The sequence below is a fragment of the Spirosoma sp. SC4-14 genome (genome assembly GCF_037201965.1).
Classification (GTDB): Bacteria; Bacteroidota; Bacteroidia; order Cytophagales; family Spirosomataceae; genus Spirosoma.
In genome coordinates, this window is record NZ_CP147518.1 from 2,876,276 (window position 1) to 2,890,876 (window position 14,601).

Annotated in this window: 11 protein-coding genes; 7 read left to right on the plus strand and 4 right to left on the minus strand. The window is 46.4% G+C overall.

The genetic code is table 11. From position 1 onward, the window contains the following. The first annotated feature begins 61 nt into the window (after nucleotides 1-61). From WBJ53_RS11600 to WBJ53_RS11615, 4 genes are all read left to right on the plus strand, one after another. Complete coding sequence (locus tag WBJ53_RS11600) at nucleotides 62-1,972, plus strand: hypothetical protein (protein WP_338876283.1); 1,911 nt, start codon at nucleotides 62-64, stop codon at nucleotides 1,970-1,972. Nucleotides 1,973-2,143: 171 nt separating this feature from the next. After that, a complete protein-coding gene (locus tag WBJ53_RS11605; protein WP_338876284.1) occupies nucleotides 2,144-3,577 on the plus strand; it encodes a serine hydrolase domain-containing protein in 1,434 nt (477 codons plus the stop codon). A gap of 126 nt (nucleotides 3,578-3,703) precedes the next feature. Next, a complete protein-coding gene (locus WBJ53_RS11610; RefSeq protein ID WP_338876285.1) occupies nucleotides 3,704-6,412 on the plus strand; it encodes a M14 metallopeptidase family protein in 2,709 nt (902 codons plus the stop codon). A 138-nt stretch (nucleotides 6,413-6,550) separates the two neighbouring features. Continuing rightward, complete coding sequence (locus WBJ53_RS11615; RefSeq protein WP_338876286.1) at nucleotides 6,551-7,099, plus strand: DinB family protein; 549 nt, start codon at nucleotides 6,551-6,553, stop codon at nucleotides 7,097-7,099. A 70-nt stretch (nucleotides 7,100-7,169) separates the two neighbouring features. Here WBJ53_RS11615 and WBJ53_RS11620 read toward each other — a convergent pair whose 3' ends face one another. The 4 genes from WBJ53_RS11620 to WBJ53_RS11635 form a co-directional block, all read right to left on the minus strand. Next, complete coding sequence (locus WBJ53_RS11620) at nucleotides 7,170-7,400, minus strand: DUF3820 family protein (protein ID WP_338876287.1); 231 nt, start codon at nucleotides 7,398-7,400, stop codon at nucleotides 7,170-7,172. A 449-nt stretch (nucleotides 7,401-7,849) separates the two neighbouring features. Next, the gene (locus tag WBJ53_RS11625) at nucleotides 7,850-8,497 is read right to left on the minus strand and encodes an IS5 family transposase (RefSeq protein WP_338877184.1); all 648 of its coding nucleotides are present in this window, start codon (nucleotides 8,495-8,497) and stop codon (nucleotides 7,850-7,852) included. Next, nucleotides 8,494-9,624: a transposase gene (locus WBJ53_RS11630; RefSeq protein WP_338868327.1), complete on the minus strand. Its 1,131-nt coding sequence runs from the start codon at nucleotides 9,622-9,624 to the stop codon at nucleotides 8,494-8,496. Before WBJ53_RS11630 ends, WBJ53_RS11625 begins: the two co-directional genes overlap by 4 nt. 65 nt (nucleotides 9,625-9,689) lie before the next feature. Next, a complete protein-coding gene (locus WBJ53_RS11635) occupies nucleotides 9,690-9,848 on the minus strand; it encodes a hypothetical protein (RefSeq protein WP_338876288.1) in 159 nt (52 codons plus the stop codon). 355 nt (nucleotides 9,849-10,203) lie between these two features. Here WBJ53_RS11635 and WBJ53_RS11640 point away from each other — a divergent pair, with 355 nt between their 5' ends. The 3 genes from WBJ53_RS11640 to WBJ53_RS11650 all read left to right on the plus strand — a co-directional run bounded on the left by WBJ53_RS11640 (nucleotide 10,204) and on the right by WBJ53_RS11650 (nucleotide 14,555). Continuing rightward, nucleotides 10,204-12,102, plus strand: a complete 1,899-nt coding sequence (locus tag WBJ53_RS11640) for an asparagine synthase-related protein (RefSeq protein ID WP_338876289.1) — start codon at nucleotides 10,204-10,206, stop codon at nucleotides 12,100-12,102. Between the two features lie 103 nt (nucleotides 12,103-12,205). Beyond that, on the plus strand, nucleotides 12,206-13,588 hold the full coding sequence (locus WBJ53_RS11645; RefSeq protein ID WP_338876290.1) for a DUF4403 family protein: 1,383 nt from the start codon (nucleotides 12,206-12,208) through the stop codon (nucleotides 13,586-13,588). 160 nt (nucleotides 13,589-13,748) lie between these two features. Beyond that, the gene (locus tag WBJ53_RS11650) at nucleotides 13,749-14,555 is read left to right on the plus strand and encodes a M90 family metallopeptidase (protein ID WP_338876291.1); all 807 of its coding nucleotides are present in this window, start codon (nucleotides 13,749-13,751) and stop codon (nucleotides 14,553-14,555) included. Nucleotides 14,556-14,601: the final 46 nt, after the last annotated feature.

Sequence of the window (14,601 nt, forward strand, 5' to 3'; positions counted from 1 at the left end):
ACTAGCTGGCTTAACTAATCCTGGGAATTCTGTTAATCCTATCGAAAAAACCAAACTACGTATGAAAAAAAGCTTATTGTTGCTGGGTTGTTTAGCCAGCTTCTTCATTGCGGCTGCGCAACATAGCGAACGGCAGGTGCTTGAAGATAGTGTGATGGGTTGGTACACTAAACTTTCCCCCGCCGATAAACCTGTGAAGCCTTTGCTAAGTGGTGGTAAAACGTTTTCAATCCGACAGCAGGAAATCAATAATCTGTTTGTGCAGTGGATGCAGCAATCCTACACACCGGTTGGCGGGCTGGGTGTATTCAAAAAGCGGTATTATGCCAAAAAAGACGAATATTTCCCGCAGGCTTACGGAATTTTCTTTCAGGCATATAATGCTGCACTGGATGTGAGAGACAAACAGGGGCATCTGAAACCCGTAGATGAAACCTGGGTGCCGTTTCAGATTGCAGCCAATGTCGTGTTCGACATCAACCCGGCTTACTACCTCAATACGCCTTCTCAATATGTCTTTACGTTATTGCCCGATGGCTATATGGACAGCGATTTCTTCCGAAAGAAATTTAAAGACGCCGACCCGAAACGTCACCCGAACATGGCAAAATACCTGACAACGATGACTAGCAATGGCATTACGGTATATCTGGTTCCGGGTAATAAACTGCCGATCCGGCAATTAACAAAAGGTGAGTTTATTCAACTCTCCGATGAGTCGTTTGAGCGCCATCTGCAGCAGAAAAAAGAAGACGTTGCCCGTCAGTTCAGCAGCGAACAGGCACGGGTAGAGGTGATGGCATCGGAGCGCGAAAAGGTGAAAACGTATCGGGAAAAACTTAAAGCGCTGCGCGATCAGTATGCCACTCGGCTGAATGAGCCCGCAATCATTCGGGATATGCAGCCAACCATTTATACCGTCGATGGCTCATCCGACCCGTTTAAGATCGATCCGTTTTCGAAAGGACTTATGCATGAATATGGTGTCTATACCTACGAACCAGCGATCTATGAAAAGTGCAAAACGGATCAGCCTCAGTGGATCGCCATTCGCTTCCCGTATGCCACAAAAGAGAATGGACGGAAGGAGCATGAATTATACCGGGCCATTTCCGAGCATTTCAACTTTGAGTACGTATACAACTACTTTTTCGACCCCGACAAAGTGAAGGGGCAACCCTATCGCCCCGTCAATGAAGAGTTGTTGAAAATGACCCTGGCTAACTATGCTAAACGAACTTATTGGAAAAATTCATCGGCTACCTCCTCATTACCTGCCGGAGTACTTTTTCTGGACGATTTTTCGGTTAACGAAGCGGGTGCCCGACCAGCAGGCTGGTATTTTTATTCCTACGGAAAAGCCTCGCAGGTGACGACGGTAAAAAACCTGCCCGGAAAATGGCTGCAACTGGGTTATGGTAACAGGGTCGACCCGACGGCATTACCTAAACCACTACCTGAAAATTTCTCGCTGGAATACGATATTGCAACTGACGAGTTTAGCTCCCGAACGGGAGGAGCTGTTGAACTGGAACTGGCCGGGGGCCTTAAAGGCAACCCTAAAAGCGCAACTACCCGAATTAGAGTCCAGATTACGGCCGGCAATGAGGCCGATTACCATAACAACAATTACCGGGGATTGGCAAAAATAGAGCTCGTCAGTTTTCCACTGGTGAAATCCAACACCTATGTCGAAGCGGGAGGGCAGTCGGTTCAGCCACTGACAACGTTCACGAATCGTCAGAATAGAGTACATGTAAAACTGCAAAAGGAAGGTTCGGAGGTTAGGCTGTTTCTTAACAACAAGCCGTTTGCAACCTCATCAGATTTTAAAAGCAACTATGATAAACCCTGTCAGTATTGTACAATACCCGCTGGCATTCAGTTTAGTACGATCAATTGGGTCAATATGACCGACGATGCAGAAAACGTGCGTGTCTATATCAGTAACGTAAAGCTCAGTAAGCAGTAAAGCCCTGACGCATGGGACACAGCTTGGTATAATGATTAGGATTTGCCAGGGTCCTAATCATTATACCAAGCTGTGTCCCATTTCGCCTGTATTGTCTTATGAAAATTCCGTAGTTTCGGTAAATTGCCGAATAAACTTTCTCTGTCGGATAACCTATACTCTTCTGAAGCTATGAAACGACTCCTTGCCCTGCTAGTGGCGCTAGGGCCCTTGCTTACGTATGCCCAGAAGGGTTCTGATTCGCTGGCCCAAAAGGCTGATAAACTGTTTTCTGAATGGAACGGCACCGGGCGCCCCGGTGTTGCGGTAGGCGTTGTTCATGACGGTAAACTGATTTATGCCAAAGGATTTGGGGAGGCCGATGTGGAAACCGGCGCTCCGATAACTCCAGAAACCATCTTTCATGTAGCATCGATATCAAAAGAGTTTACAGCCTACGGTATTGTCTTGCTGGCACAGGAAGGTAAACTTTCACTCGACGATGATATTCGAAAATACTTGCCCGAAGTGCCTGATTTTGGTCAGAAAATCACGATTCGTCACCTGATTCATCATACTAGTGGTCTGCGCGATCAATGGGCATTGCTGACCATGGCTGGTTGGGATATGAGCGATGTGATTACGAAGCAACATATTTTTAACCTCGTCCGACGTCAGCGGGAGCTGAATTTTGCACCAGGAGCCGAGTACCTTTATTGCAACACGGGCTATACCTTACTGGCCGAAATTGTGGCTCGGGTAGGTAAGCAACCTTTTCGCAACTGGATGCAGCAGCATGTTTTTAAACCCTTAGGTATGACCAAAACGCTATTTTATGACGACGATGAGCGGATCGTAAAGGGCCGGGCTTATTCCTTTCATCGGTCGTATGATCCATCGGTCGGGTTTTACAAGAAAAGTGTGTTGAGCTATGCCAATGCCGGAGCTACCAGTTTATTCACGACCGTTACGGATTTGGCCCACTGGATGGCTAATTTCAAAAATCCGGCCGTTGGCAATGCGGCTACCATGAAACAGATGCTGGAACGGGGGCAACTGACCAATGGCGACAGTATTCCCTATGCCTTTGCCCTCGTACACGGCAACCGAAAAGGGTTGGCTTACTATGGTCACGATGGCGCTGACGCCGGTTTTCGGGCCAACCTTACCTATTTCCCGAAAGAAGATTACGGGTTTATTGTCCTGAGCAATCAGGCCGAAGCGAATACAAATGCCAAGGCGATGCAAATGGCTGACCTGTATTTGGCGTCCTACCAGCAAAAGCCTACCGATACACCACCTGCGCCTAAGCCGCCTACGACGGAGACAAAGTCTGATAAGCTTACGCCTGCCGACTATGTCGGACGCTATTATAGCCCGGAGTTAGAGGCTATCTACACCATCCGTCAGAAGGGCGATGGCCTGGAATTGGTGCATGTACACCACGGCGAAACGTCCATGAAACTGACCGGCGACGATAAATTCTCGACTAATTGGTGGTTTATGTCGACGGTAGAAACCGTGCGTAATCCAAAAAAAGCTGTTGTCGGACTGCGGGTATCGAACGGGCGGGTTCGTAATTTGTGGCTGAAGCGTCTGCCCGATGATTTCGACGCTGGTAAATGAGTTCTTGACAGGATTGACAGTGTTTTTTCGACAGGATTTACAAGATGAACAGGATTAGTTTATTGATTAAAATCCTATTCATCTTGTAAATCCTGTCGAAAAAGAAAAAATAATACAACCTGAACTATGCTGGAAAACGTGTACTTAGTCAAGCAGGCAAGTCTGCTCATGATCGGTTTATGTCTGCTGACGGGGTTGGCAGGCATCGCTCAGCCAAAGCCCATTCCCAAACCCGAGGAAACACTTGGTTTTCCAGTCGGGGCCGATTTTAAGCTGGCTACTTATGAGCAGGCGTTGAGTTATTTCAAAAAGCTCGACGAGGCTAGTGATATGCTCAAACTGGTCTATGTCGGTGAAACCTCCGAAGGTCGTCCCTGGTATTTTGCCCTGATCTCATCGCCCCAGAATCTGGCCAACATCGACAAGTATCGCAACATTGCCCAACGGCTGGCACACCCGGCTGGGCTGACCGATGAGGAAGCGAAAAAACTATCGCTCGAAGGAAAACCTCTGGTGCATATCGATGGGGGTTTGCACGCGTCGGAAGTGGCTGGTGCACAGCATACTATTTCGCTGGCGTATGACATGCTCAGTAAAGCATCGGAGCCTAAAATGAAGGCCATTCTCGACAATGTAATCCTGATGCTGTGGCCATCGCTCAACCCCGACGGGCAAACCATGATTGGCGATTGGTACAAATCGAATGTTGGAACGCCTTACGAGATTGCTCCGCCCCCGTTTTTGTATCAGAAATACGTTGGGCACGACAATAATCGGGATGCCTATATGCTCAACATGATCGAGTCGCGGGTGGTGGCGCGTACGTGGCGCGAATGGGAGCCGAATATCATTTTTGTCCATCACCAGACCTCGCCCTTCCCAACCCGGATCTGGCTACCGCCGTTTGCCGAACCCATTGCTCCTCAAACTCCGCCGATCATTGCCCGTGAGGTGAACATGATTGGCATGGCAATGGCCCAGGCCCTCGAAAGTAACGGCCAGAAAGGCGCTACGCACATGGGAACGGGTTTCGATGCCTGGTATCCGGGCTATATCGACTATATGCCGGTAATGCAGAACATCCCGTCGTTCTGGACCGAAACGGCCTTGTATAATTATGCTACACCGCATTTTTATACTGTTCGGGATTTCCCCCAGGACAAAAAAGAGTTCCGAAACGAGTCGTTGTATTCGAGTCCATGGCCTGGGGGCTGGTGGCGAATCAGCGATGCCATCGCGTATATGCAAACCGCGTCACTAGCTACCCTCGATTATGCCGCCAAATACAGCGATGTACTGCTCTACAATCGCTACCAGGCCGGTCGGAACACCATCAAAAAATATGAACAGGAACCGCCCTACGCCTATTTCATCCCGCAAAAACAACGTGACCCTGTGCGGCCCGTTGAACTGCTGCGCCGACTGGCTTTTCATGGCATTCGGATTGGACAACTGACGAAAGAGGTTCAGGTTGAGGGCCGTAGTTATCCGAAAGGAACCTGGGTGATTCCGATGAATCAGGAATATGCCGAACTGACCCGACAACTGCTCGATGTGCAGTCGTACCCGGATTTGCGGGAGTTTCCGGGCGGGCCACCCGAACAACCATATGATGCGGCCGGCTGGACGCTTCCCCTACAGTTTGAACTCAGTGTGTTACCCGCTATGAGTCCGTTACCCGCTGAGGTGAACAATGCAATTCAGCTATTGGGTGGAACAGCAAAGGATTGGCAGAAGGATGATAAAAAAGATGCAACTCCTGCCGACTTTATCGCCGGAATTGGTTTTGATACAAATCCGGTTTCGGCAGCTATCAAAGCGCCTGAGGGCCGATTGACGGGTTCGGGAACGGTGGCGCTCATTAGCCCAATACAAAATAATTCATTCAAAATTATTGGCCGGACACTGAAATCGGGCGGGGCGGTGAAATTCGACAAAGAAAGTCAGCGCTATACCATTAGCGGTGTCGCTAAAGCTACGCTGGAACAATGGGTCAGAGAACTGGGTATCATGGCCGAACTGACAACAAATTCGTCAGGAACGACTGTAAAACCTCGTATTGCACTCTATAAACCCTGGACGGCCAGTATGGATGCCGGTTGGACCGAGTGGGTGCTGGAACAGTTTGAGGTACCATTTGTGGCCATCAGCAATCGTGATATGTCGGCGGCTGACCTACGCGATCGGTTCGATGTGATCGTGATGGCATCCGACCGGCCACAAACCCTTAAAAATGGCTTTGCCAAAGGCATTGTACCGCCTGCTTACGAAGGTGGTTTGGGAGAATCAGGCAGTGCAGTATTGGCTGCTTTTGTTGCTGAGGGTGGTACATTGGTCTGCCTGAACGCCAGTTGTGATTACGCCATCGAGGCTCTTCATCTGCCCGTTAAAAATGTGGTGGCAGGTAGTCCGCGAAAAGACTATTTTACCGGCGGATCGTTGCTCGAAGTCGAAACCGACCCGACACATCCGGTTATGGCCGGAATGCCCGCCAAAGCCACTGTGTTTGTAGACGGAAGTCCGGTATTTGCCACGCTGGACGGATTTAAAGGGCAGGCACTGGCCAAATTTGCGCCAACAGGTTCGCCACTACGGTCGGGCTATTTGCTGGGCGAAAAATACCTGCAGGGCTATGCCGCTTCGTTGGATGTACAGCAGGGGCGAGGGCACGTTGTCTTGATAGGTTTTCGTCCACAATGGCGTGGGCAACCGCTGGGCACCTATCGGGTGTTGTTAAATTCGGCTTTGTATGGTGGCGACCTTACAAAAGGGAAATACGGTGCTGCTGATTTTTGGAGATCACCTTCAAAATTGAAAGAGGAAGAGAAGAAATAATGAGCATCGCTATTATATTCCAATCACCAATAAATGTAAAGAAGGAGCCAGCAACTGACAGACAGTAGCTTAGGGGCTGAATGCTCTTTTGTTGATGAACGATTTCTGTGATAACCTATCAACCAAATCATTTACATTATGACTACTAAGCTACCTTTTCGGCTGGTATTGGCCTTCGTTGGTTTCCTGATGACGCTGACGTCTGTTCAGGCCACGAAGCCTATGACAACCATTGCCCAGCTAACCGCCGATTGGCAACGGGCTAAAGAGTTTACGAAGGAGTATCTCGATACGATGCCTGAAGATGGCATGGGCTTCAAACCCGTTCCAGAGATTCGTAGTTTTGCTGAGCAAATGCTCCATCTGGCGGCTGCCAACTACAACTTTGCGGCACTGGTGAGTGGCAAAGCCAATCCGATGCAGGGGAAAAAGATGGAAGAAATGAGCGAGTTTAAAACGAAAGAGGGGCTTACCAAAGCGGTAATGGACAGCTACGATTTTATGCTTGATGCGGTTAAAGGGTTAACCGATGCCCAATTGGCCGAAACCATAAAGATGGGTCCTCGGGAAATGACCCGCGAAGTAGCGCTGTCGAAAGCGTTTGAGCACCAGACGCACCATCGGGGACAGGCAACTATCTATATTCGCACAAAAGGCATTAAACCGCCTAACGAAAAATTATTTTAATCTCTGCTTGCCGAACCGTCGTCCGGTATCAGTTCTTGTCAAAAAGCTGATACCGGACGACGGTTCGTTGTTAGTTTCTAATCCCGGCAAGGAGATACTCTAAGCCGTTAAGCTTTATTTCATACATTGTCTGGAGCAGCATGCCCAGCTTCCCGGCAGGAAATCCTTTCTGGGCAAACCATTCCAGATACGAAACGGGCAATTCCCGAATCAGCCGACCTTTGTACTTACCAAAAGGCATTTGATAATCAACCAGATCTCGTAGTGTGTTCGGATCTCCGTAGGGTACTTCTTCGGCCATCGAAATGCATATTAGGCTATAAAACTACTACATAGTTAACGGAGTATCGCTTCTAATCTCCTATTTATCAGTTACAATCTCAAACTGTAGATTAAGTTAAGGCGCTGATTATGCCTGACTTAATTCGCTAACTGGATACCCTGGCAAATTCTAAAAAAATAGTTAGGAGCCTAAATAAAATTATGCCATAATGCCGGTTTCTGATTAAAACCTACTGAATGGGATGAGGACGCCAAAAACAAGCAATGCTGGTTTAATGTGAAGCTAGATTAATGAAAAATATAATGGTATTATATTGTTATTTATTTGAATTGACGATAGGCGGTTAACCGTATTTTTTTATAGCATATTTAGGATATAGTGAAATTGGTATCTTTTGGTTGTTTATTCATGCTTTTTGTTTTGCTAAAGTGTTAGAACGTGTTGGGGAATTTTATTTGGTGAAGCAGTCAAAGGCGTTGTAGCATGATCTGAATGTTTGCTAAATACAGCCAACTCACCGAAGAAGATAGCGTGTACTCGTAATCTTTGACGATGCGCCGGAAGAAATTCGTCCAGGCAATGCTCCGTTCAACGACCCATCGCTTGGCCACAGGCACAAAACCTTGGGTTGATTCGGGACGCGAAGCCTTCTCGAAATCGATGCTCCACTCGGTTAATGCCTGGGCAAAAGCTCCATTGTAAGCCTGATCGCCGTAAACCTTCTCCAGGCGTTCCCCAACTCGCCAAAGGATTGTCCCAATCAGAGAAATTGACGCCGGTCCTTCTGCTTCATTTGCCGCATGCACATCGACCACCCACAAGCGGCCGTCGGTATCCACGACGAACTCTCGTTTTCGCCCGTTGACGCGTTTATTGACGTCCATACCCCGGTGTTCGCAGATCATGGGATTTAACTTAACACTTTGTGCATCAATGCATAGAACAGATGGCTGAGCTTCCTTACCCACTCGTTTTCGGTCTGATTGATTCAAGGCTGCGTTGATTCGTTCGAAGGTGCCGTCCTGCTTCCAGCGGTTAAAGTAATAGTAAACCGCCTGCCAGTTAGGCCATTGCGGTGGCAGGTTCCGCCATTGACAACCGGTTCGCAGCCTCAGTGCTGGACATTGAAGAAAAAGATGCGGATAGGAATCTTCAGCGGCTTACTTAACTGCTTCATCAACCAATCTAAGAAATGTTCAATCGAGCTAAGCTGATTAACCACGCCTGAATAACCCTTGCGGAACACCGACTCCCGTGGCTGAAAGTTGCCCAATTCCTTCTTTTTCGGACGAAGCCGATGATACTGCCGAAAGCCTTCAGCGACACAGATCACGTATAACACGACGATAATGACCACTAACAGCCTAATTTTAGCCCAGTGCTGAACGCCCAGCTCTTCTACATGGAACCCATTGCTCTTCAAATGCTTGAACAGACACTCCGTGGTCCAGCGGATGCGGTAGCGCTCAACAACGACGTGTTTGGACCAGCTTAGATTACTGATCAAGAGCACCAAAGGGTCCGCACTTTGGGCGCCATCCTGATGAGACCGAGCTACAAACTGGTAGCGGTGGCCCTCCAGGGTAAACCACTGGCTGACGGTGCGGCCCCTTAAAGCTCGCTTGAGCAAAGCACTGTAGGCCTTGCCCCCGGCGCTAATAGCCTCTTTATAAGAATCTTTGGGTAAACGGATAATAAAGTTGAGGCCACTCTGGGTTAGAAACTGCAACCAGGCTTTACCCCCGTACTCACGATCCCCTAACAGGCAGAAGCCCTTCACGGGGTAGAGCTTCATGGCTTGCTGGAGCAAGCGTTTGCGCTGCTGCTGAGAAGAATGACCTTTCCTGGCCAAATCCATCCAGAATAAAGGCAGGCTCACCTGCCGATAGACCAGAGACAAAACCAACAACTGAATAGGTTGTTTACCTAGCTGCCAACTGGTAGCATCCAACGTTAGGTAAAGGCTCATGGAGCGGCCATCCCAGCGTTTGATATAGCCTAAGATCCACACCAGCAGCCACTTCCACAGCCTCCGCTGGGCCACTGGATGGTCAAAGAAGCGGGTAAGTCGGCGATAGTGCGAATCCGTCTGGGTGTGCTGATTACCTAGTAGTAGCCCCATGTGGTTCTTAAGCTTGTTAAGGTTGACGGTCTCCTTGATGAGGATGGCGCAGCCGATGGCGATGAGATTTTTCAGCAGAGTCGGTGAGAGATCCTGGCCAAAATCCTTAGCTTTGTCCAAAAGCGAGGAGTGGAATCTTGTTAAGTTGGTCACGCTACAAAACAAGCATTTGCCCTCGCTTTTTCCTATTCTACTCCCTCAATGTCCAGCACTGAGGTTCGCAGCAGCCACAGAATAACGTTGATGATCTGGCGCAATTCATGTTTTCGCTTGCGTTTGAGGTCAAAGAAAGGCGAAATTGCGTCCCATTGAGGGTCGGTCAGTGGTTGCCACTGTTTGGTCATCACTTTGCATTTTGGTCGATACAAAGTTGACACGACTCTCAACTCTTTTCAATTCCCCAACACGCTCTTAGTATCCTTTATATTAAAAAGAATCAATGGAATGCATTTTGTATCTTTTGTAATGTGATAGCCTGTTTATGTATTTTAAATTTAGATGAAAATGCGGGAAGAAAGCAAGGTTCATTTACAACTTGATAAACTTGTTAAGAGACAGTACCATAGGCCTGATTTAATAAAATTAGGTAATGTTAAACAGCTAACATTAGGGGCTGGTAGCGTAAATTTAGATGAAGGTTCTATAATAGAGGACCTGCAATAGAGTGCCTATAAATAATGTGAGTTAATGAATAGCGGTTTGCAAACGTTTGTTTCTTCAAACAGCTCCTTTATTTTTTGCGATTATAATTGGCAGACTGAGCTTGATTCTTCAGGAAACTCATCTGCCAATTATATTATTAATTTTCAGTCTAGGAACGACGTATATGTATGGGAGTGCGGTTATAATTCTCAGGACTTCATTCTTTTGTCATATTTAAAATATGGTGAACAGTTTATTGATAACGTACGGCCTGACGATTCGTCATTCATAGTTTATGACGCTAATACTGATATAATAATTGCCGTTCGTGATTTTATGGGAAATTTCCCTGTTTATTATTACGAATCGCCAGGAGAAACAAGGCAAAGGATTTTTTCTTTCTCGATGAAAGCTTTGGCTGTATCAGGCAAGGTCAATAGGGGTATTAACTATGCAAAAATAGTAGAATATATAGGTGCTAACGTTTTTGAGCTTCCTAACAACCACACGTTCTATCGCGATATATACAGGTTACTGCCTGGTTATATTACACTAATTGGCCAGGGAGATACCAAAGTGTTGAAGCGATATGGTAAATTTGATATAGTAAAATATAAATCTTTTACTGATGAAGAGTATATTACTACTTTTCGGGATCTATTTGTTAAGTCGGTAAAAAAAAGTACGACACATTCGGAGAAAATAGCCGCATCGTTAAGTGGCGGTCTGGATTCTTCATCAGTGTGTTGTGTGGCTCAGTCATTACAAAAAAAACCTATTTATACGTTTAATTTTAAGCCAGAAACTGAAGAAGCTCAGGAAGATAATTATATAAAGGCGGTTGTAGGTAAATGCGGAAACATACACAGGACTATTCAGTCTGACCTTTCCAGTTACGATGCCATTAAGGCAATTATAGAACAAACGGGCCAACCTCTATTTGTAATTAACCATACTATTCAACTTGAGTTAATAAAGTCTGCGAAAGAGAACAATTGTGATGTATTATTGTCGGGGCATTGGGGCGATCAGGTAGTTGATTACGGTTTATTGTATCCAGAAGAACTTTTTATCAAAAAAGACTGGCCTGCCTTAAAGAAGGCTATAAGTCAGTTATTCAGTAATTCTATCTATACTAACAATAATGTAAGTTGTGAAAAAAAGAAGGTTTCTATGGAGAGGGCTTACACAATAAAGCTTTTTCTTAAGGGAGCTAAAGAGGAAAGGGTATGGAGACGTATGCCAAAGTTGATATGGATATTAATGCGATATTTTGATTGTTCTATTTTGGATTTTTTAAAATTACTTATCGATAAACTTAACGTAAAATCAAAACAACCCCGACCTAATGCTGATCGATTGATAAATGCAGATATACTTTCTGAAAGAGAACGGATTTTGAATAAGTATCCGTTCGAAGAGCTTGTTATAGCAGATACAACGAATGCGTCTCAACGTTTTTTTCAAAAACGCCAGTTGAAAGCTATCTTTAAGGGAAACCAGACATATGGCCAGGAAGAGTATTTTGAATTGTACAGGCAAAATAATATGCGAACGTTCCACCCCTTTTTCGATAGAGAGTTGCTTGAGCTTTGTTTGAGTATACCACTACGAATTAAGTTTGACAATGGGCGAAAACGGGGAACTGTCCGAAAAGCATTAATTAATTACTTGCCAGAAGAAATTAGTAACCGGACTACTAAAGCTGTGTTTACTACGCACTATGCCGCTTTGTTTAAGGATCTGTGGAATGATTTTGAAAAGCAGACACCGCTGAATCACCCAATCTGGAAAATAGTGAATAGAGCTACCGTTATGGAAAATATATCGCTTCTTTATAAAGGAGAGTATGCGGCAATGCCTCCGCTTGTACGAATCATAAATTTAGCCATTTGGCTTGACTATCTTCAGAAGCAGGAAAAGAGTGGCGCTGCTATTAATGGCGGAGCTAACTAGGTTTCTCAAAAACAACTAAATAGGAGAGAAGTTAACTATAGTGAAGCCGCTTAAATTGAGGCTGATTGATCGCTTGCATTCTGCAGTACGTCACTACACGTTAATGAAATCGTCCGAAAAAAATCTGTTGCTGCTTACGCTGGCAATGTGCCTGTTTTTCCTGCAATGTCAGCATGTGAATACAAAGCCTCCGAAAGCGGAAGGCTTCGATCCGCCAATTCCGCCCATGCGTTCATACCTGGCCGGGCCAATCACGTTCAGGCTGGAAGAACTGCAAAAAAAAATTAATGAGGAACTGGACCCTGTGCTGGTCGGAAAAGGATCGAAAGGCCAAAAGAAAGGGGGTATCGTATCGTTTAGAGTCGAACGTTCGGGACCGGTTCAGATTCAATACGAAAATCAGCAGGTGAAACTATCGGCTCCGTTGCAACTGTGGCTCACGACACCCTTTAGCTCCGACAAAACATCCCCGAACAAACCGTTCTGTGCTATGCACGTTAATTTTCAGAGCCCATTGCGCGTAACAGAAAACTGGCGGATGGCCAGCAAAATCAAGTTTGTCGACTACCAATGGATTCAGGAACCGGAGATTCGCCTTTTAGGAAAAGATATATCGCTGACAAATCTCGCACAAAAAGTACTGGAGCGACATAAATCCGACATCGAGCAAGCCATTGATTCGGCTATCTACAAAGATCTTCGGCTCGACAAGACGGTGAGTCCGATCTGGCAGGATATTCAGAAACCGTTGCGTATCAACAAACAGTATGGACTGTGGCTATTGCCTAAGCCGATCAGTGTAGCCGCTAGCCCCATTACCGGAAATAATGAGGCCATAACAACCCATCTGCGCATTGCCTTTGAAACCGAAACGGAGTTAAAACCTAAACAACCTGTTCCAACGAAAGTCCCCTTACCCCAGTTACAGAAACGCGACACCGTTTCGCAGGTGTCCGAACTGCACATCATGAGCTTTATTCCGTATGCCGACATCAATCAGATGCTGGCCCGAACATTGACGAAAGAACCCGAGAAAATAGCCCTGGGAATGCTGACAATCAACGGGGCGTCTATCTATGGTTCACAGCGTGATATTGTGGTGAAAACAACCGTAAGTGGCCTGATTGATGGCATAATTTACCTGCGCGGACGGCCCGTGTTCGACACGCTTACCAATACACTAAGTATTCATAATCTGGACTTCGACGCGGCTACCGACGATGCGCTGTCGAAGTTGTCGGGATCGATAGTTCATCGAGGATTACAGAAATTACTGCAAAGCCTGCTGACTATTTCGCTGGGCGACGAAATTAACCAACTGCCCCAGAAAATCAACGAAGCGTTTGAGAAAGGTCCTGGCAAAAAAACAGATCTGGGCATTCAGTCATTCCACTTTGTGCCGCAGAAGATAGCCGTCCGGCCCGATGGCATCCAGGCATTGATAAAAGTAAACTCGAAAGTATCGGTGCAGGTACAAAAACTTTGAGTTTTACTTCAACGCAACGGTATAGTTGAATTGGTCAGGACTTTCGCAAAAAGCCGAGCCAGCATACAACGCACCGTGGTTAGTTTGTACCTAATGGGAGAACCGTGGCACGGTTTTTTGCAAAAGTGCTGTTGTTGATGATTAAACCTATTTTCTTCAAATGATTCTGCTGACTGTTCTTGCTGGTTTATTGGTAATCTGGTTTTTGTGGCGAAAGCAACAACAGAAAAAACAGGAAGCTCAACCGTTGCCGGCTACTTATCCCGAACTGCTGGAAACGCATGTTGCCTATTACCACTCGCTGAGCCCTGCACAAAAAACATTGTTTGAAGAGCGGGTCAGGCATTTTCTAAACCAGACCAAAATTGAGGGTATTGGCACCGTTGTCGATGACCTGGACCGAGTGCTGGTGGCCAGTAGCGCCATTATTCCGATTTTTGGGTTTAGCGACTGGTATTATCCGCTTACTGATGTTTTGTTGTATGCCGATCGGTTTAATGAAGCCTATGAAACTACTGGTGAGGAGCGCACTATTCTGGGGATGGTTGGCGAGGGGGGCGCTTTGCAAAGCACAATGGTGCTCTCAAAGCCAGCCCTGCACGAAGGATTTGCCAACGAAAGCAGTAAAGGTAATACGGGCATTCATGAATTTGTTCATCTGCTCGACAAGGTGGATGGTGCTACCGACGGTTTACCGAAATATTTATTGGATAAAAGCCACCTCAAACCCTGGCTCCAACTGATTCATAGAAGCATTCAGGAAATTAAAGACAATCGGTCGGATATAAATCCGTATGGGATTACGAACGAAGCTGAATTTTTTGCCGTAGTGTCGGAATACTTTTTCAAACGCCCTGATCTTTTGCAGGAAAAACACCCCGAACTTTTTGCCCGTCTGGAAGAAATTTTTCGTCAGAATCCGGCTCAGCCAGGTACGGGAATTCCGCTGGAAGTAGATAATCAGTAGCGGTAGCTTACTACGTAAATTGGTTCGATCTATAACTCATGAAGTC

Coding starts and splice junctions, on each gene's coding strand:
- WBJ53_RS11600 (WP_338876283.1), top strand. CDS start 62: ATGAAAAAAAGCTTATTGTTGCTGGGTTGTTTAGCCAGCTTCTTCATT.
- WBJ53_RS11605 (WP_338876284.1), top strand. CDS start 2,144: ATGAAACGACTCCTTGCCCTGCTAGTGGCGCTAGGGCCCTTGCTTACG.
- WBJ53_RS11610 (WP_338876285.1), top strand. CDS start 3,704: ATGCTGGAAAACGTGTACTTAGTCAAGCAGGCAAGTCTGCTCATGATC.
- WBJ53_RS11615 (WP_338876286.1), top strand. CDS start 6,551: ATGACTACTAAGCTACCTTTTCGGCTGGTATTGGCCTTCGTTGGTTTC.
- WBJ53_RS11620 (WP_338876287.1), bottom strand. CDS start 7,400: ATGGCCGAAGAAGTACCCTACGGAGATCCGAACACACTACGAGATCTG.
- WBJ53_RS11635 (WP_338876288.1), bottom strand. CDS start 9,848: ATGACCAAACAGTGGCAACCACTGACCGACCCTCAATGGGACGCAATT.
- WBJ53_RS11645 (WP_338876290.1), top strand. CDS start 12,206: ATGAAATCGTCCGAAAAAAATCTGTTGCTGCTTACGCTGGCAATGTGC.
- WBJ53_RS11650 (WP_338876291.1), top strand. CDS start 13,749: ATGATTCTGCTGACTGTTCTTGCTGGTTTATTGGTAATCTGGTTTTTG.